The sequence below is a fragment of the Luteolibacter yonseiensis genome (genome assembly GCF_016595465.1).
Classification (GTDB): Bacteria; Verrucomicrobiota; Verrucomicrobiia; order Verrucomicrobiales; family Akkermansiaceae; genus Luteolibacter; species Luteolibacter yonseiensis.
In genome coordinates, this window is sequence record NZ_JAENIK010000011.1 from 1,302,374 (window position 1) to 1,326,721 (window position 24,348).

A 24,348-nucleotide genomic window follows, 5' to 3' on the forward strand; every position below is an offset into this window, starting at 1 on the left:
GCCGCATCCCCGGAAAACATCAAGAGCCGGAATCGGGAGCGGTGACGAACATCCAACGGGGTGCGACCAGCTTTTCGATCATCACGCCACGGCGGGACTGGATGCCCGGGGGAACGTTCAAGCGCAGGATGACGGAAGTTCGCTGGCCCCGGTTGGCCACGAGAAGCTTGTGGATTTGTTTTTCAAGCTCCGAGTTTTTTTTCACATAGCCGTAGAGGGTTTCCTCGCTGTCGCGGGAGGTCAGCCGGAAGCAGCTCCATTGCTCGGAATCGGCGAACTCGTGGCTGAAAAAGGTATCCTGCTCGACGTAAACGCGGAAATCGTAGGGAGAGCCGGTGGGACGCCCGGCGGCGAACTTGTCCCACGGCATGGGCTGGTAACACACGAAGGTCTCCCAGTCGATCTTCGGTTCGCTGTTTTCGAGGACCTCCACGATCACATTGCGTTTGGTGCCGTCCATCAGTTGGGCTCCCAAAAGCCAGAAATTGCCACGATTGTCCAAGGTGAGCGCCCTGAGGGAGATGGTTTGTTTGTAGTGGGGGCCCGACACCGGTTTGTCCGCGTAATAAGACTCCATCAATGGTCGGACCCGCTCCGGCTGGCGGCAGATTCCGGCCAGGCCTTCCACGCTTGTCTCACTGAAAAACTTCCGGGTCACGGCTTCGATGCGTTCGATGAGCTGACCTGCCTCCCGGTCCTGTTCTTCTTCGTTACCAATGGCGGCCTGCGTTTCCTGTTTGGTCTCACGCACCTTGACCTCGGCCTCCTTCACGCCCACGAGCGACCACGTGATCCCTCCGGTGAGAACGAGCCCGATGAGGACGAACCAGCCCCACGGAATGTTCCGCTGCTGGGCGGCCTCCTGTCCCCATGCTTGTTCGAGGAAGTCCGGATCGGTTTTTTCCGCCTCGATGAGCTGCTCGATGCCCGGCTGGTGCGAGCGGATTTCGTAGTCTTCCTGGACCGGGACATCCAGCCGGTGGCTGGCCTGCTTGATCTCGGAGGGGGTGGGCAGGCGAACGGGCTTGGCGATGTCCGAGGACTCGTCATTTTCCAATCGGATCACCGGAACCTCGAGTTCCTTGCTCTCGTCGATCATCCTCAGCTCGATTTTTTTCTCCTCGCGCGCCATAACGCCTGAGACAAAAGCCATAAATCGCCATCGACGCAACGAAGGACTCACTCTAAATCTGCGCCGCACAGAAACCACCATGGCCGCCGCACCGCGCATCCTCATTGTCACCGCCGCCTTCGGGGAAGGGCACAACAGTGCCGCGAGGAATCTCGCGGTCGCGCTGACCGCCGCCGGCGCCGTCACCCAGGTGAGCGATCCTTGTCTGCTCGGTGTCCCCCGGATCACCGGCATCGTCAACAGCGGCTACCGCTACGTCACCACCCATTTTCCCAATATTTGGGCGAAAATCTACCGCTCCACCGACAACTGTGATTTCAACAAACAGCGCTCGCCCGTCATGCGGCGGGTGGAGGACGCGCTGGAAAACCTCGTCACCGGCTTCCAACCGGACGCCGTGGTGAGCACCTACCCGCTCTATCCCTATTTCATGACGCGGATCTCCGCCGCATCAGGGAAAAACACGCCGGTCTTCATTGTTGTCACCGACTCCATCGAAATCAACGCCGCCTGGCTCCGTGCCTGCTGCCGCCACTGGCTGGTGACGGATCCGGCGACCCGGGAAGCCATGACGGCGAAAGGCCTCCCTCCCGAAAAAATCATCGATACGGGATTCCCGGTGCATCCGGTTTTTTCCTCGTTGGATCCGGTTCCTGCCACGGATTCCTGCAAACCCTTCAGGATCCTCTATTTTCCCACCGCCCAGCTTGCCTTCCTCCGCCGTCACGCCCGCGCCCTGTTGGATGCTTCCCCGGACGTCCGGCTGACCATCATCCTCGGTAGAAACGTCCGCGCGCTTTATTCCCGGGCCCGGGAAATCAAGGACGCCTACCCGGGCCGCGTCCGTCTCATCGGCTGGACCCGCAAGGTCCCGCAGCTTCTCAACAGCCACCATCTCGTCATCGGCAAGGCGGGTGGCGCCACCGTGCATGAAGCCATCGCCGCGCGCTGCCCCATGCTCATCCATCATCTCGTGCCGGGTCAGGAAGAGGGGAATCTCAAGCTTCTTGAGGTAATCGGCGCGGGCCACCTCGCGGAGAGCCCCCAAGCCCTTGCCCGTGGTGTGACCGACCTGCTGGCCGATCATGCGGCCGGATGGCGGACGAGGAAAGAGGCCCTGGCCCGCCACGGACGCAACGCGGGTGCCATTTCCGCCGCGGATTTCATTCTCAAGGAAATAGGGACCGGGAGGTAGGGGGCGTGGCCGTGCGATGGGAATAGGGTGGAAAATCACTTCTCTTTCTTTCCCATCTCTTATTTCCTGTCCCGGATTTCCCATGACCTTCCTCTACGACATCGGCCGCGTCCTGCTCGATTTTGATTTCGAGACCTCCATCGCCCGCATTCTCCCGCAGGACGCTACGGACCACGCCTTGCGCATGACGAGGATACTGGAACGCAAGGACGACTTCGAAACCGGAAAGATCGAGACCGAGGAATATATCGCCTGGGCGTTGGAGGCGCTCGGCAGCACCGCCACTCCGGACGAATTCCGCCACGCATGGAGGAACATCTTCACTCCGAACGAACCGATGTGGGCCCGTGTCCGCCAGCTCGCCGCCGACGGCCACCGGCTCATCCTCTTTTCAAACATCAACGGCATCCATTGCCCCTGGATCTTCGAGAAATACCCGGAATTCTCCCTGTTCCATGGCTCCGTGCTCTCCTACCACACCGGCTTCATCAAGCCAGCGCCCGAGATCTACCGCCATGCCATCGAAACCCACGGACTCATTCCCGGGGAGACACTCTATATCGACGATCTTCCTCAAAATTGCGCCACCGGCCGTGAGCTTGGTTTCCGCACCTGGCAATACGACCTCAGGAACCACGCGGCCTTCGAGGAATGGCTTGCCATTGAAATGGCGGGCTAGGAGCGGGGTGTGGGATCCGGATTTCCGTCCGGCGCTCTTCCCTGCCACTTGGCCTTGGTTCCCGACCGATCCGGTCCGAAGGCGCTTCGAAGAAAGCAGAGAAAGACTTTTCTTTCCCGTCTCCAGCTTCTTCACTAGGTCCGGTTCCCGATTTTCCGCCACTCCATCTTCATGTCCCAACTCACCATCGCAGGCCGCACGTTCGATTCCCGTCTTTTCCTCGGCACGGGGAAATTCCCGTCGAATGAATCCATGCGCGACGCCCTCGCCGCCAGCGGTACCGGCATCGTCACCGTGGCGCTCCGCCGGGCGGACCTCACCGGCAAGGCGGACCCCTACGCGAACATCCTCGAATTCATCGATCCGGACAAATACCTGCTCCTCCCGAACACCAGCGGAGCGATGAACGCGGAGGAGGCCGTGCGCCTCGCCCGTCTCGCCGCCGCCGCAGGCCTGCCAAAATGGGTGAAACTGGAAATCCACCCGGACCCGACTTATCTCCTTCCCGATCCGATCGAAACGCTCAAGGCGGCTGAAATTCTCGTGAAGGAGGGGTTCACCGTGCTGCCCTACATCAACGCGGACCCCGTGCTGGCCAAGCGGCTACAGGAGGCGGGCACCGCCACCGTCATGCCGCTCGGCGCGCCCATCGGCTCGAACCGCGGCGTTGTCACCCGCGACCAGATCCGCATCATCATCGAGCAGGCCATCGTCCCCGTGGTGGTGGACGCCGGCCTCGGCGCGCCCAGCCACGCCGCGGAAGCCATGGAACTCGGTGCGGACGCCGTCCTCGTCAACACCGCCATCGCCATCGCCAGCGACCCGGTGCGTATGGCTGTCGCCTTCAGGCAGGCGGTGGAGGCCGGCCGCGAAGCCTACGAACTCGGACTGCCTGAAGTTTCGGACCAGGCGCACGCCACCAGCCCGCTCACCGGATTCCTCGGCTGAGCGGCGGAGGACCTTGTTAGATTATCTTCTCGCCACGGGAGGAAGAGCGGGTAGCGTGCGCGGAGCTTTGGCGCAACCCTCCCGCATGAACCTTCCATCCCTTTCTTTGGCAATCACCTGTGTGTTGCTTTTCGCTTCCGGGCTGCTTCCGGCGGGCACCCTGGGTCCGATCACCTATATAAATGACGGGACCTCCGTCGCCATCAGCCGTTTCTCGGACGATATCGAGGGGCCGGTGGTGATTCCCGAGACCATCGAAGGCAAGCCGGTGACCACCATCGGCGCCTACGCTTTCATGGGTTGTTGGAACCTGACGGAGGTCACCCTTCCTTCCGGAATCACCCGTATTGAGGAATTCGCGTTCCTGCGTTGCGAGCAGATCGCAAGCCTGGCCATCCCGGCAGGCGTCAGGTGGATCGGCAATGGTGCCTTCATGGGGCTGGACCAGCTCACGTCCGTCACCATCCCCTCCGGCATCACCCTGATCGGAAATTACACTTTCGAGGACTGTACCAATCTGGAGAACGTGATGATCCCTCAAGGAGTCACCCGCATCGGCACCTACGCCTTCGGCGGCTGCACATCGCTAGCGAGCGTGAAGATCCCCGCCAGCGTGACCCGTATCGATGATCACGCGTTCACGGACTGCATGGATTTCGAAGAGGTGACGTTTCTGGGAGACGCCCCCTCCATGGGAAAAGGGGTGTTCGATTATGGCACGACCGTCTATTCCTCGCCCAATAAGAAAGGATTCACCTTTCCAAAGTGGCAGGGCTATGATTCCGAGTTCATTCCCACCCCCGTCATCGCGGTGGTGTCGGAGGACAAGCGCGTCCTGAAAAACGGCAAGGGCAAGCAACAGTTCGGCTCGGCGAAGGTCGGAAAGAAGGGCGGGGAAAAGGTATACGCCATCGCGAACGTGGGGAATCTCGGCCTCACCGGCCTCACCTTCATCCTGAGCGGCGCGAACAAGGGGGACTTCAAGATCCTCACCTCCCGCCGCATCACGAAGCTGCAGGGCGGTGAATACGTGGGCCTGCTCGTGCGGTTCATCCCCAAGGGCAAGGGTCTCCGCAAGGCGACGCTGCAGATCAGGAGCAATGATCCTAAAAACCCTTCATTCCTGGTCAATCTCTCAGGGCAAGGGAAGTGATAATTCCAATCCGCCCGCCACATTCCGGAAAAACGTCCCCGATGAAAAAACGATCCTTCCTTTCGGCCATCTGTTCGGTCGCATTCCTGTGCCAGTCCCCGCTGTTTGCGGACACCTACGGTCCGTACACCTACACCGAGCATGCGGATTCCATCACGATCGACCGCTACGAGTCCGAAGTGTGGCAGGCGGTCGTAGCGGAGGTTCCCGAGACCATCGCGGGCAAACCCGTCACCGTCATCGGCGCCCACGCGTTCGCCAGGTATTGGATGATGAAACACATCGTCCTTCCCAAGGGCATCGTCCGTATCGAGGACGGGGCTTTCGAGGGGTGCAGCGAGGTGGTGGACATCAATATCCCCTCCGGCGTGGTCTCCATCGGTGAAAGTGCTTTCGCCTCTCTCTTCGAGCTCCAAGCGGTCGACCTTCCGTCCGGTCTCACCCACCTCGGGGACAGGGCGTTCGAAGATTGTTGGGAGATCCGGAGCGTGAAAATCCCGCCCGGAATCACCCGGATCGGGCCTTCCACCTTCTATGGCTGCAACTCGCTCAGTGAAGTCACGTTTCCCGCCACCCTCACCCATATCGGGGATTACGCCTTCGGCTCCTGCTGGCGGCTGGAATATGCCAGATTCGCGGGAAACGCCCCCGCGCTGGGAGTGGATGCCTTTGATGGCGTTTCGAATTTTTTCGCGGTCTATTCCTACTATTGGAGCAAGGGATTCACCTACCCCACCTGGCAGGGATTCGATTCCGAGCTGATCCGCATCCCGAGACTCGAAATCCTGGGGCCCAAGGGGTTCCCCCTGAAGAACGGCGGAACCGTGCAGGCTTTCGGCGACGCGAAGGTCGGCAAGCGGGGCAAATCCAAAAGCTATGTCATCGACAATGGAGGGGCGCGCGAACTGGCAAACATCTCTCTCACCAAAAGCGGTGCGAACAAAGGCGACTTCACGGTCACACCCCTGCCGAAAAAATCGCTGAAGGGCTACAAATCCATGGAATTCATCGTGACCTTCAACCCCAAGGGAAAGGGCACCCGCAACGCCACCCTCCTCATCCGGAGCAATGATCCGAGAAACCCCGCTTTCGAGGTGAAACTCACGGGAAAAGGCCTGGCCCGGTGAATCAGCCACCGGAGTGCGGAACAAGTCTTCCAAACCTGCGGTGTTTCCTCCAGCCTCCCGCTGATGTCGCACGACACCCTCACTCTCCTCCGCTCCGGCGGACTTCATGGCATCCACCGTCTCGATCTGGCGGCGGATCTGACGGAATTTCCACGGGAAATCTACGACCTGGCGGACACGCTTGAGATCCTCAATCTCTCGGACAACCAGCTTGCGGAACTGCCGGATGATCTTCCGCGTTTGAAAAAACTCCGCATCATCTTCTGCTCCGGCAACCGCTTCACCCGGCTGCCTGAGGTTCTGGGCGGTTGTCCGGATCTCGAAATGATCGGCTTCAGGGGGAATCACATCGGGAGCGTTCCCGCGGCCGCCTTGCCACCGAATCTCCGCTGGCTTGTTCTTACTGACAACCGCATTTCAGAGCTGCCGCCTGAAATCGGGCTCTGCAAACGCCTCCAGAAGCTCATGCTTTCCGGAAATCTTCTGACGGCGCTTCCCGCGGAGATGTCCGCACTCAAGAGTCTCGAACTGGTCCGGCTCTCGGCGAACCGCTTGGAGAAACTCCCTGGGTTCCTGCTTTCCCTCCCCCGCCTCGCATGGCTGGCCTTCGGGGGAAACCCCTGTTCACCCGTGCCTGCGGTCACCGCCGGAGGCATTGATTGGGATCGAATCGAAACGCATGAAAAACTCGGCGAGGGTGCGTCCGGGGTCGTTTTCAAGGCGCGGTTGAAGGCGGAAAACGGATACGATTTCCAAGACGTCGCGGTGAAGCTTTTCAAAGGAGGCATGACCAGCGACGGGCTTCCGGAAAGCGAAATCTCAGCCTGCCTGGCAGCCGGGACACACCCGGGTCTCATAGAAGCATTGGGGCGGATCATCGGTCATCCGGATGGGACCGCAGGGTTGGTCATGCGCCTTGCCGATCCGGATTTCCATGTTCTCGCAGGTCCGCCCGACCTCAGAACATGCACCCAGGACATCTACCCGGAAGACCGGCACTTTCCTTATGCCGTCGCGAGGAGGATGGCGGGCGGAATCGCCAAGGCCGCCGGGCACCTTCACTCGCGTGGTGTGGTACACGGGGATCTTTACGCGCACAACATCCTGTGGAGCGCACGCGGTGAATGCCTCCTGGGGGACTTCGGTGCTGCTTCATCTGCTCCGGTTTCTTGTGCGGGTTCTCTGGAAGCCATTGAGATAAGGGCGTTTGGCCATCTGCTCGGTGAGCTTCTGGCGCGGGTGGTGCCGGAGAAGGGCCGCGAAACCGATATTGAGGAACTGCTCGCCCTCAAGGACCACTGCCTGTGCCCGGATCCGCAGTATCGTCCGACCTTCCGTGATATCACGGATTTCCTTTCCCCTGAATGAGCGGTGATCTTGCCGGCAAGGTGCGGAAATGATTGTCGGGTGGAAGCCACCGCGTCGGAATGAAGGACCTTCCTCACGGATCATTTGTGGAACAAAGAGGAAGCCTTGATCCCACACCATCGCGTGATACATTATCGCGTGAAGTAAAGTGCTGTCCTCGGTAGGGAAAATACGTAGAGTGGCGGCAAATCAGCAGCACGGCGGAAGATTCGCCGCCAGTCCCCACCGTATTCCGAAATCCAACACCCTCCCTGAAATGAAAACCAAAATCGAAAACCGGCTCGCCTCCGTGCTGCTCCCTCTCTTGATGGCTGCGACCCAAGCACAGGCTGCGACGGTCGTCTCGCTTGCCAGCAACAAGAACTCCAACGGCAATAACGCCGCCACGGTGACCAAGGAGGAGACCAAGTCGAACGGCAATAATGCCGCCACAGTGACCAAGGATGACACCAAGTCGAATGGCAACAACGCGGCGACGGTGACCAAGGACGACACCAAGTCGAATGGCAACAACGCGGCGACGGTGACCAAGGACGACACCAAGTCGAATGGCAACAACGCCGCCACGGTGACCAAGGACGACACCAAGTCGGACGGCAACAACGCCGCGACGGTCACCAAGGACGACACCAAGTCGAACAACGGGAACAACGGGAACAACGGGAACAACGGGAACAACGGGAACAACGGGAACAACGGGAACAGCGGGAACAGCGGGAACAACGGGAACAGCGGGAACAGCGGGAACAACGGGAACAGCGGAGATTCCGGCAACAGCGGAAATTCCGGTAACAGCGGTAACAGCGGTAACAGCGGTAACAGCGGTAACAGCGGTAACAGCGGTAACAGCGGTGATTCCGGCTCCAGCGGTAGTTCTGGAAATGGCGGCAACAGCGGTGATGGTGGAAGCAGCGGAGTTGATTCCGGCTCCAGCGCCAACCCGGGAACCTCTCCGACCTCTCCACCAGTTTCCATCCCCAGCGCTCCTTCGAAAACTTTTGGCATGATCGTCTCGACCGCCGAGGGCGTCGGAGCGTTCAACTCCACTCTCACAGGCACAAAGGTGCAGACCTTCGATACCCTTCTCGGGCACAACACCAACGTCGTATGGGAGGGCGTCGGCACCTTCAGCGAGCTCAACGTCATCAATGCCGACCAATACGGCGGTGCTCCGAGTGCGGAGTCTCCGACCGGCACTCCTTATGCTGTCGAAGGTATCGGTGTGGTCAGCGAGACCATCCTGAAACTGGACAAGGCCACCTCTTACTTCGGTCTCTACTGGTCCGCCGGCGACGGTGCGAACAACATGAAATTCTACAGCAACGGCACGCTGGTGGCCGATTTCACCACGGCGAATCTGATGAGCCTGCTGCCGCAGTCCTATTACGGAAACCCCATCGAGGATGGTTGGCAGTCCGGCAAGAATACCGGGGAGCCCTACGGTTTCATCAACTTCATCGGCGATGAGGGCACCACATGGGACACCATCGTGTTCGGCAATACCCATGGCTCCGGTTTCGAGGCGGACAACTACACGGTTCGGACCAACGGTTGGAACCCGCTTTCCGATGGCGCGCTTCCGGGCGACCCGCTGCTTTACCTCCAATCCACGGATGGTGAGCAAACGGTTTCGCAGATCACCGACGCGAACGTGGAAGGCGATAAGGTGACCCTCAGCCTGTTCGACCCCAAAACGGGCAAATCGTCCTTGATCAACTTCGCCCCGGCTGCCCCAGCGGCCCCGGCCCCGCCGCTGCCGATCATCGTCGCTTTCGCCGCCGTGATCGGTCTCAAGGGATTCCGCAGGAAGAAGGGAGCTTGAGGCTGCGGTGGGTTTCCCCCCTGCTTGAAATCTTTCGCAATGGCGCCGCCCCTTCGTGGGGCGGCGTTTTTGTGTTCCTACGGGCCAGGTTCGCCAATGATCCGTTGATGTCATGCCAGAGAAAACAGAGCGTTGGGATTTTTCCCATATCCTCGGGATTTCGCGGAACGGGATGTTCCGCGGAGCAGTCGTAATAATGACGATGCCCCGTCGGCTGCCGCCTGAAGGAGCGCTTGCATTCGACGCCACGCGCCGTGGGCATTCTTTCCGTCGGTGGAATGAAGCGTGATCTTCATGCCACCATTGGTAGACCGTTTGACAAAAATCATTGCCGAAACCCGTGCCGCGATGCTTCTCCAAAGCGCCGCCCGGAGTTCGTGCTTCAGGGCCTGATCCGTCCTTCGTCGTATCGGCAATTACTTCCGGCAGACGGTCTGGATTCAAAAGCGGTGGCACTTCTTTGCCAGCTCCTCCTCATTTGTGTGCGCCCACCTTCATTCTGGCGAAAGATTGACAGCGATTTCTCCATCGCTGTCCGGGGCGCTTCCATTGTGGGCTGGGAATCCAACGGAGAACGGGGAGGCTGCATCATCCATCGGAGACGTGGAGAAACATCGGGATGCGGAACGGTGTGCCGGTATTTATTACTATATTAATAGTAATTGTTAGAGGCGGACGCTATGTTCCGAGCCGCGGGGTACGCATGGGTGCTGCCGGCATTCGAAGGTTGCCCCGAGTGGTTCCGCGCTTGGAATCAAGGGGTTTTCCGCATCATCCGGACCCTACACCATCGCGTGATACATTATCGCGTGAAGCAAGATTCTTGTTCCGGAGCGGAAAAAGGGTAGGGTGATCGCAGTTCAAGGCAGGCCGCCAAGCGCGCCACCCACACCAAACAATCTCGCAATCCCAACACCTCCCCGAAAATGAAAACCGCAGTCCAAACCCGCCTCGCCTCCGTCATCCTCCCCCTCCTCATGGCCGCCGGCAACACGCAAGCCGCCACCTCGTCTTCGACCTACGGCATGATCGTCTCGACCGCCGAGGGCGTCGGAGCCTTCAACTCCACCCTCAGCGGAACCAGCGTCCAGACCTTCGACAACCTTCTCGGCCATCACTCCAACGTCGTGTGGGAGGGGGTGGGCACCTTCGACGAGCTCAACGTCATCAAGGCCGACCAATACGGCGGAGCTCCAAGCGCGGAATCGCCAACGGGCACTCCTTACGCGGTCGAAGGCATCGGCAAGGTCGGCGTGACCACCCTCAAGCTGAACCAGGCCACCTCTTACTTCGGTCTCTACTGGTCCGCCGGCGACGCGGCGAACGACATGAAATTCTACAACAACGGCGTGCTGGTCGCGGATTTCACCACCGCGAACCTGATGAACCTGCTGCCGAAGTCCTACTACGGCAACCCGATCGAGGATGGCTGGCAGTCCGGCAAGAACAAGGGCGAGCCCTACGGTTTCATCAACTTCATCGGTGACGCGAACACCTCGTGGGACACCATCGTCTTTGGCAACAACCACGGCTCCGGCTTCGAGGCCGACAACTACACCGTCCGCGCCAACGGCTGGAATCCAACCGCCGACGGCGGCCTTCCCGGAGACCCGATGCTCTACGTCCAATCCACCGACGGAAAACAAACGGTTTCCCAAATCTCCGATGCGAGTGTGGTTGGTGACAAGGTGAGCCTCAGCCTCTTCGACCCCAAGACCGGGAAGTCCTCGCTGGTGAACTTCGCTCCGTCCGCTCCTGCCGCCCCCGCACCTCCTCTGCCAATCATCGCCGCGTTCGCCTCGGTGATCGGTCTCAAGGGACTGCGCCGCAAGAAGAGCGCGTGAGGCGCCGGTCGCTGCCGCCACGGCCTGAAATCATCTGGAAAACCGCCGCCCCATGCCGGGACGGCGGTTTTTTCCTTTCGCCGGGGTAGCCGGATCAGGAGGCGCACAGTGCCCAGATCAGGGCGATGAGGAAGGAAAATAGCGAAAGGACGGTGCCCGCCTGAAAGATCCGCTCCGCGCGAAGCAGTCCCCAGAACCAGCGGAAATGAATGAACGCCGCCACGCTCAGGTAGGCTGCGGCCATGGCTTGGGCGGCCTCTCCATGGACCATCACACCTCCGCCCCGGCCGGGCCACCAGGCTTCCTGCGAGGCCCATGCCTGGTATCCGTGATACGTCAATGTCCCCGGAACGATGATCCCGAGAATGAACAGCTTCAGTGAGCCGCCGTTCGGGGGATACGCAAGATCTTCATAGTCGGATTCCGCACCCACGCCGGGACTTTGGATCCATCGTTCGGGCGTTACAAACATTTAGACGGCGGGACTTTAAAATCCGGGTCACCTGCGGCGGCTTTCGATGGATGGCGTTTCGCAGTCCGGGGATCTCGTCCGGTTTCCACACGGTTCACCCGGCATCCCGTTTGCTGGAACCGGTGTCATTCCAATGCAGATCGATATCATGGGGACGGTTCTAACCCCATCGGAGTAGAGATGCGGTGAGGCGGAAAAATACGGCATGCGTTACGCTTCCGGTGTTCCACGATGCGACTCCTCTTCTGTTTTCTTTCCGTCTTGATTCTTACCGCGATCCCGGTGGCTGCGGGGGATGTCACCGTGACCCAGGAAGGGGGGAGTTTCCGCATGTCGAACGGCGCGCTGACCGCCACCATTGAAAAACGTTCGGGACGGGTGACCGCGGTGAGGCTGGGCGATGCCGAATTGCTGGGAAAAGGCACGGGCTATTGGTCCATGGCGGCCTCCTCCGGGCGATCGCGGGTCGGGGGATTCGGCGTTTCGAAAAGTCAGTTCGTCTCCATCGACCCGGCGACGAACGGAGGAGAGCGGGCGGAGGTGGTTTGTGAATTCCACGGCACGGGTGCGGATCAGGCCTATCCGGGGAAGGTCCAGATCCGCTACTCCATCGGCCGGCAGAGCACAACCTTTTATGCCACCGCCCTGCTGGAGCATGGCGGCGAGGACGCGCCTTTCCGGATAGGTGAGGGGCGTTTCGTCATCAAGCTGGATGGCGGTGTTTTCGACCAGCTCACCATCGACAAGGACAGGAACTGGATCATGCCCACGGGGGCGGATTGGGATGCGGGTTCCCCGCTCAATCTGAAGGAGGCCCGCCGCATGACGACCGGAAGACACGCCGGCTGGGCCGAGCACAAGTACAGTTATTCCGCCATTCTGGAAAAAGTCCCGGCCTACGGGTGGGTTGGCAGCCGGCGGGGGTTCGGCGTGTGGATGATCAATCCGAGCATGGAATACATCGCGGGCGGGCCGACGAAAATGGAGCTCACCGGTCATCTCGATGTCGGAAATGGCGGACTTCCCACATTGCTGAACATGTGGCACGGCAGCCATTACGGTGGGACCGTGCTGTCGCTCGCACGAGGAGAGAAATGGTCGAAAGTCATCGGTCCGTTCGCGATTCATTTCAACAAGGGGGCAGATCCGGCGGGCCTGTGGGCTGCGGCGCTCGCCGAGGCGAAAGTGGAACGCGCCGCGTGGCCCTATTCATGGGTGAAGATGACGGAGTACCCTGCCGCAAGCGGTCGCGGTGGCGTTTCCGGGAAAATCCGCATTCAGGAAAAGGATGGGACATCTCCATCTGCCGACAGCATGTGGGTGGGTCTCACGGAACCGGAATATGCCGCTGGAAGGGAGGGCTGGGGACGCGAGATGATCGGGTGGCAGCGGGACGGAAAATACTATCAATACTGGGTCCGCGCCCAGCCGGATGGATCGTTTTCCCTCACAGGGATCAGGCCCGGAAACTACGTTCTTCATGCCTTTGCGGACGGTGTGATGGGTGAGTTCCTGAGAAAGGACGTGGAGGTGAAGTCCGGTCTGGTGAGGGAGGCCGGAGAGCTGGTGTGGTCTCCCGAACGTGCGGGACCCACGCTCTGGCAGATCGGTATTCCGGACCGCAGCGCGGCGGAATTCCGCAATGGGGACCGCTACTGGTATTGGGGGAATTATTTGAAATACAGAACGGATTTTCCGAACGGGGTGGACTATACCGTCGGCAGGAGCGATTGGCGGAAGGACTGGCACATCTGCCAACCGCTGGAACTTTCCGAAGACTGCCGGGTGCTGGGAGACTCCACATGGAAGGTTCGCTTCTCCTTGGAAAAGGTCCCGGCGGATGGCACGCGTCTGAGGATTTCCTTCTGCGGTTCCCGCCAGGGTTCGGAGCTGGGCCTGTCACTCAATGGTTCCGGGATCGGTTCGACCGGCCCGCTGCCTGAGAACGGCACCATGCACAGGGACTCGAGCCGTGGCTACTGGTTCGAACGCGGCTTCGACATTCCCGCGGCACGCTTGAGGGAGGGCGAAAACGTGCTGGAGCTTCGTCTCAGCGGCTCGCAGTGGCATCAGGGCGTGTTGTATGACTGTCTCAGGATGGAGGCCGTCTCTCCACAGGAGGCGGGCGCGGAGGTGGACGCGGGTCGTCGCGGACGGCGGGGAATATTTACCTTTATGGGGGGTATCCAGTGATTTCCATCACGAGCTATTTTCTCTGTCAGATGCGCGAATGAAGTGCCGCGGGCACGCCGTATCGAACAACCACCTGCCGCCGAGGCGGGTAATTGAAGCAAATCATCCATTGTCCATGCGCTCTTATATTTTGTTGATCCTGCTGGGAGTTGTCCCGGCTTCCGCCGCCGAAGCTCCGCTTCGCGCCTTGCTGGTTTGTGGCGGGTGCTGCCATGACTACCAGAAGCAGGCGGTCATCCTGCGCGATGGCATCCAGGCGCGGGCGAATGTGCAGGTGGACGTGATCCGGGCCGAGGATTCCGGGACGAAGCCTTATTTCCCGATGTATGAGAACAAGGATTGGGCGAAGGGATACAACATCATCATCCACGACGAGTGTTCCGCGGACATCAAGGATCTGCCCTATGTGCAGAACATCCTGGACGCGCACAAGGCCGGTCTCCCGGCCCTGAACCTGCACTGTGCGATGCACAGCTACCGGACGGGCAAGGACATCTGGTTCGAGTTTCTCGGCATCCAGTCCAGCGGACATGGTTGGCAGAAACCCATTTCCATCGACTTCACCGACTCCTCCCACCCGATCACCAAGGGGATGAAAAACTGGACCACCGTCGATGAGGAGCTTTACAACAATGTGAAGGTTTTCGACACCGCCAAGCCGCTCGCGCTTGGCAGCCAGATCCAGGGCAATGGCAAGACGGATACCACGGTGGTTGCGTGGACCAATGACTATCACGGGACGCGTGTTTTCAACACCACCCTCGGACATAACAATCAGACGGTGGAGGATGACCGCTATCTGGACCTGTTGGTGAACGGCCTGTTGTGGAGCTGTGACAAGCTCAACTCCACCTATCTGAAACCCTACAAGGGGGCACCGGGAAAGCTGGAGGTGATCTCAGGAAAGCGTCCCGCGGTCGCTCAGGCCGTTCCGCAGAATGCCACGGTGGTCACGGCCTCGGCTTCCAGCGTCCAGGATGACCGGATTGCCAGCCTGGCGGTGGATGGAGATGGGGAGACCCGCTGGTGCGCGGACGGCGGTTCGTTTCCACAATGGTATCAACTGGATTTTGAAAAGGCCCAGAAGCTGTCCGGGGTGAAAATCGCTTGGGAAGACAAGGGCAGGACTTACCAATACCAGCTCGAGGGGTCCAAGGATGGCAAGACATGGTCCATGCTGGCGGATTCCAGCAAGAATGAGGCCAAGGGGGATACCACCGCCACGTTCACGAAGACGGAGGTGAAGGCCATCAGGATCACCGCCACCGGGAGCTCGGAAGGCGGCTGGGCCAGTATCAATGAAATTTCGTTGCAAGGTGATGGCGTGGCGCCGCTTTTCAGCAAGTCTCCTGTGGCGGCGGATGGGAAGTCCTACGATGACCTTAAGAAAAGAGGCAACATCACGCCCACCATTTCCAAGCTGACCTCAGAACAGGAGGCCCAGATTCTCAAGGATGTGAGCGTCGCCGATGGCTTCGATGTCACGCTTTTCTCCACCCCGTCCGAGGCGAATTATCCGGTCTATGTCGCGTCCGCTCCCAATGGTGACCTCTATGTGGCTTCGGATGGAAACGGTTCGCTCGGCACGGACCCAGGCCGGGGACGCATCCTCCGCCTGCGGGATAGCGACAACGACGGGCGTGCCGACCAGGTGACGGAGTTTGTGAAGAATGTGGATTCTCCGCGTGGAATCGTCTGGGACCACGACCGGCTCTACGTCGTCCACCCTCCGGATGTGACTTGTTACATCGATACCAATGGCGATGGTGTGTCGGATAAGGAGGAGACCCTGATCAAGGGCATCGCCTTCGGGTTCGATCATCGCACGGCGGATCACACGACGAATGGTCTCAGCCTGGGTATCGACGGCTGGCTCTACATCGCCGGCGGTGACTTCGGCATCAAGGAGGCGATCGGCACCGACGGCCGCCACGTCCAGCACCGTGCGGGTGGTGTCCTCCGCTTCCGTCCGGACGGCTCCGGCCTTGAGATTTTCAGCACCGGCACACGGAACATCCTCGGCACACCCATCAGTCCGCTGCTGGATCTGTTTTCCCGGGACAACACGAATGACGGCGGGGGCTGGGACGTGCGCTTCCACCATTTCACCGGACTCGAAGACCATGGCTACCCACGGATGTACATGAACTTCGGCGACGAGATCGTGAAACCCCTCGCCGACTACGGCGGCGGTTCCGGATGCGGATCGGCCTATCTGTCGGAACCCGGCATTCCTGAGAAGTGGAACAACGCCCCCCTGACATGCGACTGGGGCACGGGCGCGCTCTGGAAGCACACCGTCGAACCGAACGGCGCGACCTTCAAGGAAACCGCGAAGCCCGAGCCGCTGGTGAAAATGACACGCCCGACGGATGCGGATGTGGACGGCATGAGCCGCATCTACCAGGCCAGTTGGAAGGGTGCGACCTTCAAATGGGAAGGACCGGAGGTGGGATATATCGTCCGCGTGTCACCGAAGGGTTACACACCCGAGACGCTGCCGGATTTTGAAAAGGCAAGTGATGCGGAACTGGTGAAACTGTTGGAATCGCCGAGCCAGGTGCGCACGCTCGAAGCGCAACGCGCCCTGCTCCGCCGCCCGGGCAATGCGGCGATGCGCGATGCGCTGCTGGGTCTTGCCGGAAATGCCGGAAAGCCGTTGCCCGCCCGTGTGGCCGCTCTCTACGCCCTCACCCAGCGCGCGGTGAAGGCGGACAGCGCCGCCTCCGTCATCAAATCAGTGGCTCCTCTGGCCACGGATCCCGCTCTCCAGCGTTTCGTCCTGCGGGCCCTGGGTGACGCGGGCCTGGATGCCGCCACCGCCGGAAAGACCACCGCACCCGCCGCCATTTTCACCGAGGGGCTGAAAAGCAACGACCCGCGGACACGGCTCGAGGCCATCATCGGCGCCACCCGCCAGAACATGCTGGTGCTCGCTCCGCAGATCACAAGCCAGCTTGGCGATCCCGATCCGGTCGTCGCCCACACCGCCTTCCGGGCTCTCGGCCGGTTGAAAGCGGCGGATGCCTGCTTCCGTGTGGTGGACACCCTTCAGTCCACCCCCGCCCAGCGGACCGGTGCCCTGCGCGCGCTCATGCGCATGCACGAGCCGGAGGTCGTTTCGGGACTCGTTTCCCGTCTCGGAAGAACCAGCGATCCGGCGGCCCGCAGCGGCATTCTCGGGGCGCTCGCCCGTCTCTATTTCCACGAAGGCGAATGGAAGGGGGATTCATGGGGCACCCGCCCGGATACCCGTGGCCCGTATTATCAGCCGGAACCGTGGAGCGAGACGCCGAAGATCGCCCAGGTGCTCAAGGCGGAGCTGGCGAAAGCATCTCCCGCGGAAGCGCCCGCCTTCGTCCGCGAGCTCCAGCGGAACCGCATCGAGTTCAATGAATCGCTGGAACGCATCATGACGCTCGCGAAGTCGAACCCCACCATCCTTCCCGACCTGGTTTCCCAGCTTGCCAGCGTGGAGAATCTTCCCGCGTCCGCCACTCCTTACCTGATCGATGCCCTGAAGGCCGACCAGCCCGCCCGGACGGTTTCGCAAGCGGTGATCCTTCTCGCCAAAACCGACTCCAAGGAAGGTTGCATCGCCTCTCTCGGCGCGATTGGAAGGCTTCATGCCGCTAAGGACGCGGACAAGCCGCGCGATCTCGCGAAGGCCGCGTTCCTGTCCTCACAGAAACTGGAAAACCATCATCAGCTGCTGGAAGATCAGGCGGAGAAGCTCGACGGAGACGTGTCTCTCTGGGCCGACGCCGCTCTGATCAGCCTCAGCGAGCGCAAGGATGGTAGCCCGGAGGCCCGCGAACTCTCGAAAAAAGCGCTCGACCACGGGTGGGAAAGTGCGAAACGCCGCGTGCAGATCCTGAAAGCCGTCCAGGCGACAGGCTCCCACCGCTACGACGACAAGGTGCGTGAGGAAATGGAAAGCAAGGACGCCGCCATCGCCGCCGCCGCGAAAGCCGCAGGCGAGACCCTCAAGCTGGAGAAGAAAGGCGAGGACAAGACCCCGCTCGTCAGCACCATGGACAACGCCGCTGCCATCGCCCAGGTGATGAAGACCAAGGGTAGCGTCGAGCTCGGCAAGCAGATCTTCAGCCGCCAGAGCTGCACCACCTGCCACGCCGCCAGTTTGGAGGAAGTGCAGAAGGGGCCGTTCCTCGGCACCATCGCCCAGACCTACACCCGGGACGTGCTCGCGGAGAACATCATGGACCCCGGCAAGACCATCGCCCAGGGATTCGCTACGGAAATGTTCACGCTCAAGGACGGCTCGGCGGTGATGGGATTCATCACGCTGGAAAGCGCGGAGCAGGTGAAGGCGCGCGACATCTCGGGCAAGGAATACGTCTGGAAGGTTTCGGAGATCGCCAAGCGTGACAAGCTGCCGAACTCCTTGATGCCGCCCGGTCTTGTCAGCGGCCTGACCATCCGCGAGTTCGCCAGCCTGCTGGATTACCTCGAATCGCTTTCGAAGAAGCAGCCGTAAGGAGCCGGTTTCAAACTTGTCACGATGACCCGTCACCGCGAGGTGGCGGGTTGTTTTTTGCCGTGACCTGGCGCCGGATCTTGAAAATGTTCTCCCTTGCTGACGACTGCTTGCCGGGAAATAGTCAGACGCTTTTCACATGATCCCCACGCCCAGCCAAATTTTCGCCAGCTTCGAGCGGGGCGAGATCGAACGCGATGAAATGCACGCGTTGATGGCGCTCCATGCCCGCGAGATCATCAAGGAAATGGAGGAGGATTACCAGAATCCGGCCTCGGCGCTCATTGAGGCGCTTTTGGCGAGGCGTTCCATGGGCCAGTTGGTCCGCAGGCACAGTGGCCGCCTGCTGCGCGAGATACTGACCGCGCTGGCGGACGTGACGGATTTCGCGCCCGCCCGTTATTTATGGAATGCCGCCCATCCGGACGTGCCTCTGCACTGTTTCCTGCGGATGAGGCGTGAGCCGGTTCTCCGGATTTCCTCGATCAAATCCAAGGGCGATGAAACCGAGGTGGAGGTGGAATACGGGAGCTCCGGAAGAGGAAAAGCACAGAAGCGGACTTTCCGTCTGAAGCGCGATGAGCTCTTCAAGCTGCGGGTGATCGTCTGAGACTCCGCAGGACATGGAAATGTCTCAGCCGACGGAGGATGGAGGCCGGGTGCATTTCCACAGCCGGGGACCCAGTGTGATCATGGCGACGAACAATCCCGCCGCCAGTCCCCACCAGACACCGATGGCACCGAGCTTGAGACCGAACGCCAGGCCCGCACCCACCGGCAGGCCGACCAGCCAATAGGATGCGAAACCCATCAGCGCGGGCATCCGCGCGTCCCGCATGCCACGCAGCATCGCGGCGGACGCCACCTGGAGGCTGTCGAACAGCTGGAAGAAACCCACGATCATCAGCAGCGAACCCGCGAGCGAAATGACCTCCGGCGCATCGATGAAAAGTGAGGCGACCCATTTTCCGAACATGAACAGCAGGAGCGCCGCGATCACCGAATAGCCCGCGCCCAACCACCAGCCTGATACCGCGATGGGGCGCAGCCGCTGCGTCTCGCCCGCGCCGTCCGCCTCGCCGATGCGGACGGTGAGAGCCATGGAAAGTCCGAGCGGAATCATGAATGCCGTCGCCGCCATGGTGATCGCGATCTGGTGCGCGGCCATCGCCGTCGGGCCGAAGCGGCCCATGATGAGTCCCGCCAGCGAGAATGCGGAGACCTCGCAGAGCATCTGGAAGCTCGCAGGCAGGCCGATGGACAGGAGTCGGCCGAGATCCGCGAACCGCGGCATCCTGAACCAGCGGTAGGGCACCCACTCGCGCAGTCCCTTGGCGTTCGTCAGCCAGAAAATCATCGCCACCAGAATGGCGACCCGTGAGATCAGGGTTGCCCAGGCCGCGCCCTCGAATCCCAGCACCGGGCAGCCGAGGTTTCCGTTGATCATCACCCAGTTCAGGACGACGTTCAGCGCCACACCGCCGAGGAAGATCCAGAAGGGCGGCCATGGGCGGTTCAGCGCGTCCGCATGGTTTTTCAGTGCGATCGATGCCAGTCCGGGAATCACCGAAGCCATCAGGATTCGGAAAAACCCCTGCGCCCGCCCGGCGACATCCTCCGGTTGCCCGAAGGAATGGAGGTTCAGGGACACGATCCATGCGAGGCCGAACAACAGAATCCCCAATGCCACCGCCAGATAGAGCCCATGCCGGCAGCTCCCCCGGACTCCCGCCGCGTCATCCGCGCCCCGGGAGTTGGAGGTGAAAACGGAGACCCCTGTCAGCAGCCCGATGCCGAACACGAAGGGGATGTGGAAAAGCGAGTTGGCGAAAGTCAGCGCCGCGAGGTCGTTCACGCCCAGGTGTCCGACCATCAGGGTATCCACCACACCCATCAGCATCTGGCTGAGCTGACCGATCATCAGCGGCACTGCCAGACGGAGGGTGAGACGGGATTCGTGAAGCAGATTCATGCGCGGGCCGCTGTGTCGTTCCCGGCATCGGATTTGTCCATGAGATTCACGAATTGGAAGAAATGATGGATTCATGGAATTTTACGGTTGCCCTCGTTGCGTGAGTTGCTACACCTGCCGCGTCGCCGCTTGCGGGACACTTACCAACGCCTCGGTAGCTCAGTTGGTAGAGCAGTTGACTCTTAATCAATTGGTCCTTGGTTCGAATCCAAGCCGGGGTACTTCTCAGCAGTCATCAACTTGTGATGGCGGCGGAGTAAATTTTAATTTTCCTGTCGAGGTTGCCAGGACACGTATTGTGGTCCTGGTTTTCGCAGCCACGTTATCCCTATCATCGATCTCCTCCATTGGATCGGGGCGATTCAGGTGGTTGATGTCGCAGATGGTTGAAATTCAATATAAAAGGTGGATCAAAATCTTTTGTCGTTGGCGTTCTTTCTCCGCAATCTCGCCAGAGCGGAGGAAGGTTTTTTCCAGACTACGCTGAACCATGACTAATAGCAGGCAACGAATAGACGCCATCGTGTGGGATCGCATCAACCATCATTGGTTGGGAGGTGAAGCGGCCCTCTCCAACATTTTCCGCAGATCCTTGTCGGCTTCGCGGAAGGCTTCGTTCAGGACTCCATCATTTTGGACGTAGTCCTGGCGAAGGTAGGCTTGAGTGAGTTCGTAGCGTTTGGTGATGATCTGAAGATCTTCTGCGGTGGGTGCCCGGCGGTTGCTGAGTCCGTCTTCATTGAGATCCTCCACAAGATTCCGTTTCTGATCGGGTAGGAGCGCCGGGTCCAACAATGCGGTGTGGAATAAATCGAGGGCGGTCGCATCCACGCCGACGTAGGAAAGGGCCACGCGTGCGAGCGGCTCCTTGCTGCCGGGTTCGGCAAGGCGCGGATCCTGATAGGAGCGCACGGCGAGACCCACGCTTTGTTTACCCATGGCTTGATGAAGATACCGGAGCGCGCTGCGATCCACCTGACCGTCGGGTTGGATCATCTGGCGTTGGGCTGTCGCGACATAAGAGGTATCGCCCAGGTTTCTCATCAGTTCGAAAAGAAGATTGCGGTCCGCGGGAACTCCGCTGACAAGCAGTCTGGTGGCGGCGGCAACGGATGCGTTCCGGTAGCTGCCGGGTGCCATTTGATCGAGCATCTCGGAGAGAAAGGCTATCTCCAGACCATTGCGGGTGATCTCAAGATTTTCCGAGAGCACTTTTTCCGCCTCCGTACCGCCGATCCGGGCCACGAGATCGAACAGTGCGAAACGCAGGCAGACGGGAACCAAGGCGTTCATCATCGGTTTTATGTCCCGGAACCGTTTGCCACCTGCCGGAAGGTAGCTGACATCCGCACCGGAAGCGAGGAACTCACGGATGGCGGGCAAGGGCTTGGGGCCCATCCGGCTGAGTTGTTCCAGGAGAACCAATACCGGACGGATGGTTTTCGCATCGTCCTCCTTGACGGACAGGCGCGCGAGTTGATTCAGCAGGGATTGGACGTTCTCTTGCGGAGGTGCGGCAGACCGTGAACTTTTGGTGATTTCAGCGGGGATTGCGGGCATTGGTCGGGGGGCTGCGGAGTTGATTCGCAGGTATCCGGCGCGTTCCGGGACGGGTGGAATGTCGCCGATGCTGGCCCGCCCGGCAATGAAGGCCACTGCTCCCAAAACGACAGCTCCCGTGGGGATGAGAATGTTTTTTTTCATGGTGGGAAAGATGGCCAGTTTTGCTCACGGAGCATGACCGCAGCGTGATCTATTTCGAAAATTTCATTTTTCCATACTCTTCAGTGTGACGGTCAGACGGAATGGGCCATCAAGTCCGGCACCCAGGTCCAGACCCAGTGCCTGGGCGTAGCCGCGAGCCAGAGCGAGTCCGAGACCGGCGTGTTCGTCATCCGAGCGTGAAGCCTCTTTTCGCCAGAACCGATCAAACATGTTCTCCACATCCTTGGAGTCGAGATCCTGCACGGTATTGCTCACGGTCAGGCGGAACGGGCTGGAAGCCGGACTTCCCGCGACATCCACTTCTCCGTCCGCGGGAGTGTAGTCCACCGCGTTGGAGAACAGGTTCGAGAGAATTTCACGCAGCAGCGCGGGATCGCTTTCGATTGTCTGGTCGGACGGGAGATTGAAAGTCACACGCAGTCCTTTGGCATCGGCTTGATTGGCAAAAGGCCGCCATGCCGTGAGGACTGCGGATTGGATGGGCACCTTTTCCCGCACCATACCCGAGTGGCCGCCTTCGGCACGGGCCAAGGCAAGCAGGCGGGTGACGAGATGCTCCATCCGAAGGGCGATGGCGAGAGTGTCGGCGTCGGCTCCGGCGGCGCGTGTGTCAGGCCATTTGAGCGAGAGTTCCGCTTGGCTGCGCAATTCGGCAAGCGGCGTGCGCAACTCATGGGCGAGATCCGCGCTGAACCGACGTTCACGTTCGAACGATGCTCCGATGCGGATCAGCAGGTCGTTCAGGCAGCGGGCGATGGGCGCGATTTCGGAGGGGGTTCCCGTTTCAGGAAGACGAGTGGAAAGTGAATCCGTGTTGATGCCCGACACGCGGCTGGCGAACTCATCAAGGGGGAGCATGCCACGGCGTAGAACCCGTGGGACGATGATCCACGCACTTGCCAGCAGCACCGTGGTTCCCATGCCCAGGGCGGCGAGCATCATGTGCAGGGTTGTGTCCAGTGAGTGTCGTGAGGACGCCACAACGATGGTGGCCGCGACAGGTTTCCGGCGGCGCTTTTCGTCACCATCGTTGTCGTCGTCGTCTTCCCTGTCGGGCGTGAAGGCGAATGAAACGGCCCGCCCATCAATATCCCCTGGGAGTTCGATGTTTTGGAAAACGGGTGAATCGGTGGAGTTTTCCGGTCTCGGCAATGAGACGAAGGCTGGAAAGCGGGCCACGCTTTTTCCATCAAGCAGCCGGAGTTGGAAAAAGTCCTCCGATCCGGACTCGGTGAATCCCAGCGAACGGACGTCGTCGAGCTCAAGACGGGGTTTGCCTCCGCGCCCCTGCTGCGTGAGCGCGGAGATCGCCCGGGCCTTGCCAAGCAACGCTTCGTCAAACTGATTCAGGACCGCCGCCCGCATGGTGAGGTAGGTTGCCGCGCCGCCGCATCCTGCGATGACGAGCGTACCCGCCACAAGCTGTCGGGTGAGCTGGTGACGGATGGATTTCATGGTGAGACAGGGTTCATGACATACCCCTGGCCCCGCCGGGTGTGGATGATCGGCTCGGGGTTCGCCACATGAAGCTTGCGTCGAACGGCGCAGACCGCGGAATCGACAACATTGCTCATGAGCCCCGTATCCCCGTCGTAAATATGGGATTCGATTTCCGTACGCGAAACCACCTGACCGGCGCGGCGCGCGAGATATTCGACCAGCGCGTATTCGCGTGCCTGCAGCATGATCACATGTCCCGCACGGCTCACGGTGCGGGCGGCGGTATCGATATGCATGTCGCCGATGATGATCTTGTTTTGCTTGCTATCGTAGGCCCTCCGGCAGAGGGCCTGCACGCGGGCGAGGAGTTCTTCCAGCGCGAAGGGTTTCACCAGATAATCGTCAGCCCCGGCATGCAGACCCCGCACGCGGTCCGCCACGGTGTCGCGTGCTGTCAGCAGGAGGACGTGAGTGTTGCGTCCCTGGTCGCGCAGTTGTTTCAACAGCCCAAGCCCATCCAGACCGGGGAGCATGATGTCGAGCACGATGACGTCATATTCGTTCGCCTCCGCGAGCCACAGACCTTCCTGACCGTTTCCGGTTACATCCACCGCAAAGCCGGCGCGGCGCAGGGCGGTGCCGACGGTCTGTTGCAACCGTTTCGAATCTTCGACAAAAAGCAAACGCATGGGAGAGGGTGATGGATGATGCGACGAATGGTCCACCACCGGGTGGCTCGTGCCATGTTCCGGTCGTGGAATTGGTGGCGTCAAGCGCGGT

General features: G+C 60.5%; 17 protein-coding genes and 1 tRNA gene. 12 read left to right on the top strand and 6 right to left on the bottom strand.

Annotated elements, in window-relative coordinates:
* Positions 1-19 precede the first annotated feature (19 nt).
* On the bottom strand, positions 20-1,153 hold the full coding sequence (locus JIN84_RS15175; RefSeq protein WP_200351889.1) for a hypothetical protein: 1,134 nt from the start codon (positions 1,151-1,153) through the stop codon (positions 20-22).
* Positions 1,154-1,211: 58 nt separating this feature from the next.
* Here JIN84_RS15175 and JIN84_RS15180 point away from each other — a divergent pair, with 58 nt between their 5' ends.
* From JIN84_RS15180 to JIN84_RS15215, 8 genes are all read left to right on the top strand, one after another.
* Complete coding sequence (locus JIN84_RS15180; RefSeq protein ID WP_200351890.1) at positions 1,212-2,327, top strand: MGDG synthase family glycosyltransferase; 1,116 nt, start codon at positions 1,212-1,214, stop codon at positions 2,325-2,327.
* A gap of 82 nt (positions 2,328-2,409) precedes the next feature.
* Positions 2,410-3,006 carry an HAD family hydrolase gene (locus JIN84_RS15185; protein ID WP_200351891.1) on the top strand — a complete coding sequence of 199 codons (597 nt, stop codon included), beginning with the start codon at positions 2,410-2,412 and terminating at the stop codon, positions 3,004-3,006.
* 171 nt (positions 3,007-3,177) lie between these two features.
* Positions 3,178-3,954, top strand: a complete 777-nt coding sequence (locus JIN84_RS15190; protein ID WP_200351892.1) for a thiazole synthase — start codon at positions 3,178-3,180, stop codon at positions 3,952-3,954.
* 85 nt (positions 3,955-4,039) lie between these two features.
* Complete coding sequence (locus tag JIN84_RS15195) at positions 4,040-5,107, top strand: leucine-rich repeat protein (RefSeq protein WP_200351893.1); 1,068 nt, start codon at positions 4,040-4,042, stop codon at positions 5,105-5,107.
* 41 nt (positions 5,108-5,148) lie between these two features.
* Positions 5,149-6,234, top strand: a complete 1,086-nt coding sequence (locus JIN84_RS15200) for a leucine-rich repeat protein (RefSeq protein WP_200351894.1) — start codon at positions 5,149-5,151, stop codon at positions 6,232-6,234.
* A 63-nt stretch (positions 6,235-6,297) separates the two neighbouring features.
* Positions 6,298-7,602: a leucine-rich repeat-containing protein kinase family protein gene (locus tag JIN84_RS15205; protein WP_200351895.1), complete on the top strand. Its 1,305-nt coding sequence runs from the start codon at positions 6,298-6,300 to the stop codon at positions 7,600-7,602.
* A 256-nt stretch (positions 7,603-7,858) separates the two neighbouring features.
* Positions 7,859-9,424, top strand: a complete 1,566-nt coding sequence (locus tag JIN84_RS23085; RefSeq protein ID WP_234043478.1) for an Npun_F0296 family exosortase-dependent surface protein — start codon at positions 7,859-7,861, stop codon at positions 9,422-9,424.
* Positions 9,425-10,350: 926 nt separating this feature from the next.
* The gene (locus tag JIN84_RS15215; RefSeq protein ID WP_200351896.1) at positions 10,351-11,268 is read left to right on the top strand and encodes an Npun_F0296 family exosortase-dependent surface protein; all 918 of its coding nucleotides are present in this window, start codon (positions 10,351-10,353) and stop codon (positions 11,266-11,268) included.
* A 94-nt stretch (positions 11,269-11,362) separates the two neighbouring features.
* On the opposite strand, the gene JIN84_RS15220 is transcribed toward JIN84_RS15215, so the two are convergent.
* Positions 11,363-11,740 (bottom strand): hypothetical protein, encoded by a 378-nt coding sequence (locus JIN84_RS15220; RefSeq protein ID WP_200351897.1) that lies wholly within the window; start codon positions 11,738-11,740, stop codon positions 11,363-11,365.
* A gap of 231 nt (positions 11,741-11,971) precedes the next feature.
* Between JIN84_RS15220 and JIN84_RS15225 the strand changes: the two genes are divergently transcribed.
* From JIN84_RS15225 to JIN84_RS15235, 3 genes are all read left to right on the top strand, one after another.
* Complete coding sequence (locus JIN84_RS15225; RefSeq protein ID WP_200351898.1) at positions 11,972-13,933, top strand: polysaccharide lyase family protein; 1,962 nt, start codon at positions 11,972-11,974, stop codon at positions 13,931-13,933.
* 115 nt (positions 13,934-14,048) lie between these two features.
* Positions 14,049-18,431 carry a DUF7133 domain-containing protein gene (locus JIN84_RS15230; RefSeq protein WP_200351899.1) on the top strand — a complete coding sequence of 1,461 codons (4,383 nt, stop codon included), beginning with the start codon at positions 14,049-14,051 and terminating at the stop codon, positions 18,429-18,431.
* A 139-nt stretch (positions 18,432-18,570) separates the two neighbouring features.
* Positions 18,571-19,041, top strand: coding sequence for a hypothetical protein (locus JIN84_RS15235; RefSeq protein ID WP_200351900.1), 471 nt, complete (start codon positions 18,571-18,573; stop codon positions 19,039-19,041).
* 24 nt (positions 19,042-19,065) lie between these two features.
* On the opposite strand, the gene JIN84_RS15240 is transcribed toward JIN84_RS15235, so the two are convergent.
* Entirely contained in the window at positions 19,066-20,403 is a 1,338-nt protein-coding gene (locus tag JIN84_RS15240; protein ID WP_200351901.1) for an MATE family efflux transporter, read from the bottom strand.
* Between the two features lie 148 nt (positions 20,404-20,551).
* Here JIN84_RS15240 and JIN84_RS15245 point away from each other — a divergent pair.
* Positions 20,552-20,624, top strand: a tRNA-Lys gene (locus tag JIN84_RS15245).
* Between the two features lie 322 nt (positions 20,625-20,946).
* Here JIN84_RS15245 and JIN84_RS15250 read toward each other — a convergent pair.
* The 3 genes from JIN84_RS15250 to JIN84_RS15260 all read right to left on the bottom strand — a co-directional run bounded on the left by JIN84_RS15250 (position 20,947) and on the right by JIN84_RS15260 (position 24,257).
* Positions 20,947-22,107 (bottom strand): hypothetical protein, encoded by a 1,161-nt coding sequence (locus tag JIN84_RS15250; RefSeq protein ID WP_200351902.1) that lies wholly within the window; start codon positions 22,105-22,107, stop codon positions 20,947-20,949.
* Between the two features lie 63 nt (positions 22,108-22,170).
* On the bottom strand, positions 22,171-23,583 hold the full coding sequence (locus JIN84_RS15255) for an ATP-binding protein (RefSeq protein ID WP_200351903.1): 1,413 nt from the start codon (positions 23,581-23,583) through the stop codon (positions 22,171-22,173).
* The gene (locus JIN84_RS15260) at positions 23,580-24,257 is read right to left on the bottom strand and encodes a response regulator (RefSeq protein WP_200351904.1); all 678 of its coding nucleotides are present in this window, start codon (positions 24,255-24,257) and stop codon (positions 23,580-23,582) included. Before JIN84_RS15260 ends, JIN84_RS15255 begins: the two co-directional genes overlap by 4 nt.
* Between the last annotated feature and the right edge of the window lie 91 nt (positions 24,258-24,348).

Excerpts from the sequence above, each read along its gene's own strand:
- JIN84_RS15260 (WP_200351904.1), bottom strand. The coding sequence starts at position 24,257 with ATGCGTTTGCTTTTTGTCGAAGATTCGAAACGGTTGCAACAGACCGTC.
- JIN84_RS15235 (WP_200351900.1), top strand. The coding sequence starts at position 18,571 with ATGATCCCCACGCCCAGCCAAATTTTCGCCAGCTTCGAGCGGGGCGAG.
- JIN84_RS15215 (WP_200351896.1), top strand. The coding sequence starts at position 10,351 with ATGAAAACCGCAGTCCAAACCCGCCTCGCCTCCGTCATCCTCCCCCTC.
- JIN84_RS15175 (WP_200351889.1), bottom strand. The coding sequence starts at position 1,153 with ATGGCTTTTGTCTCAGGCGTTATGGCGCGCGAGGAGAAAAAAATCGAG.
- JIN84_RS15180 (WP_200351890.1), top strand. The coding sequence starts at position 1,212 with ATGGCCGCCGCACCGCGCATCCTCATTGTCACCGCCGCCTTCGGGGAA.
- JIN84_RS15220 (WP_200351897.1), bottom strand. The coding sequence starts at position 11,740 with ATGTTTGTAACGCCCGAACGATGGATCCAAAGTCCCGGCGTGGGTGCG.
- JIN84_RS15190 (WP_200351892.1), top strand. The coding sequence starts at position 3,178 with ATGTCCCAACTCACCATCGCAGGCCGCACGTTCGATTCCCGTCTTTTC.
- JIN84_RS15240 (WP_200351901.1), bottom strand. The coding sequence starts at position 20,403 with ATGAATCTGCTTCACGAATCCCGTCTCACCCTCCGTCTGGCAGTGCCG.
- JIN84_RS15230 (WP_200351899.1), top strand. The coding sequence starts at position 14,049 with ATGCGCTCTTATATTTTGTTGATCCTGCTGGGAGTTGTCCCGGCTTCC.
- JIN84_RS15200 (WP_200351894.1), top strand. The coding sequence starts at position 5,149 with ATGAAAAAACGATCCTTCCTTTCGGCCATCTGTTCGGTCGCATTCCTG.
- JIN84_RS15225 (WP_200351898.1), top strand. The coding sequence starts at position 11,972 with ATGCGACTCCTCTTCTGTTTTCTTTCCGTCTTGATTCTTACCGCGATC.
- JIN84_RS15255 (WP_200351903.1), bottom strand. The coding sequence starts at position 23,583 with ATGAAATCCATCCGTCACCAGCTCACCCGACAGCTTGTGGCGGGTACG.
- JIN84_RS15185 (WP_200351891.1), top strand. The coding sequence starts at position 2,410 with ATGACCTTCCTCTACGACATCGGCCGCGTCCTGCTCGATTTTGATTTC.
- JIN84_RS23085 (WP_234043478.1), top strand. The coding sequence starts at position 7,859 with ATGAAAACCAAAATCGAAAACCGGCTCGCCTCCGTGCTGCTCCCTCTC.
- JIN84_RS15195 (WP_200351893.1), top strand. The coding sequence starts at position 4,040 with ATGAACCTTCCATCCCTTTCTTTGGCAATCACCTGTGTGTTGCTTTTC.
- JIN84_RS15205 (WP_200351895.1), top strand. The coding sequence starts at position 6,298 with ATGTCGCACGACACCCTCACTCTCCTCCGCTCCGGCGGACTTCATGGC.
- JIN84_RS15250 (WP_200351902.1), bottom strand. The coding sequence starts at position 22,107 with ATGAAAAAAAACATTCTCATCCCCACGGGAGCTGTCGTTTTGGGAGCA.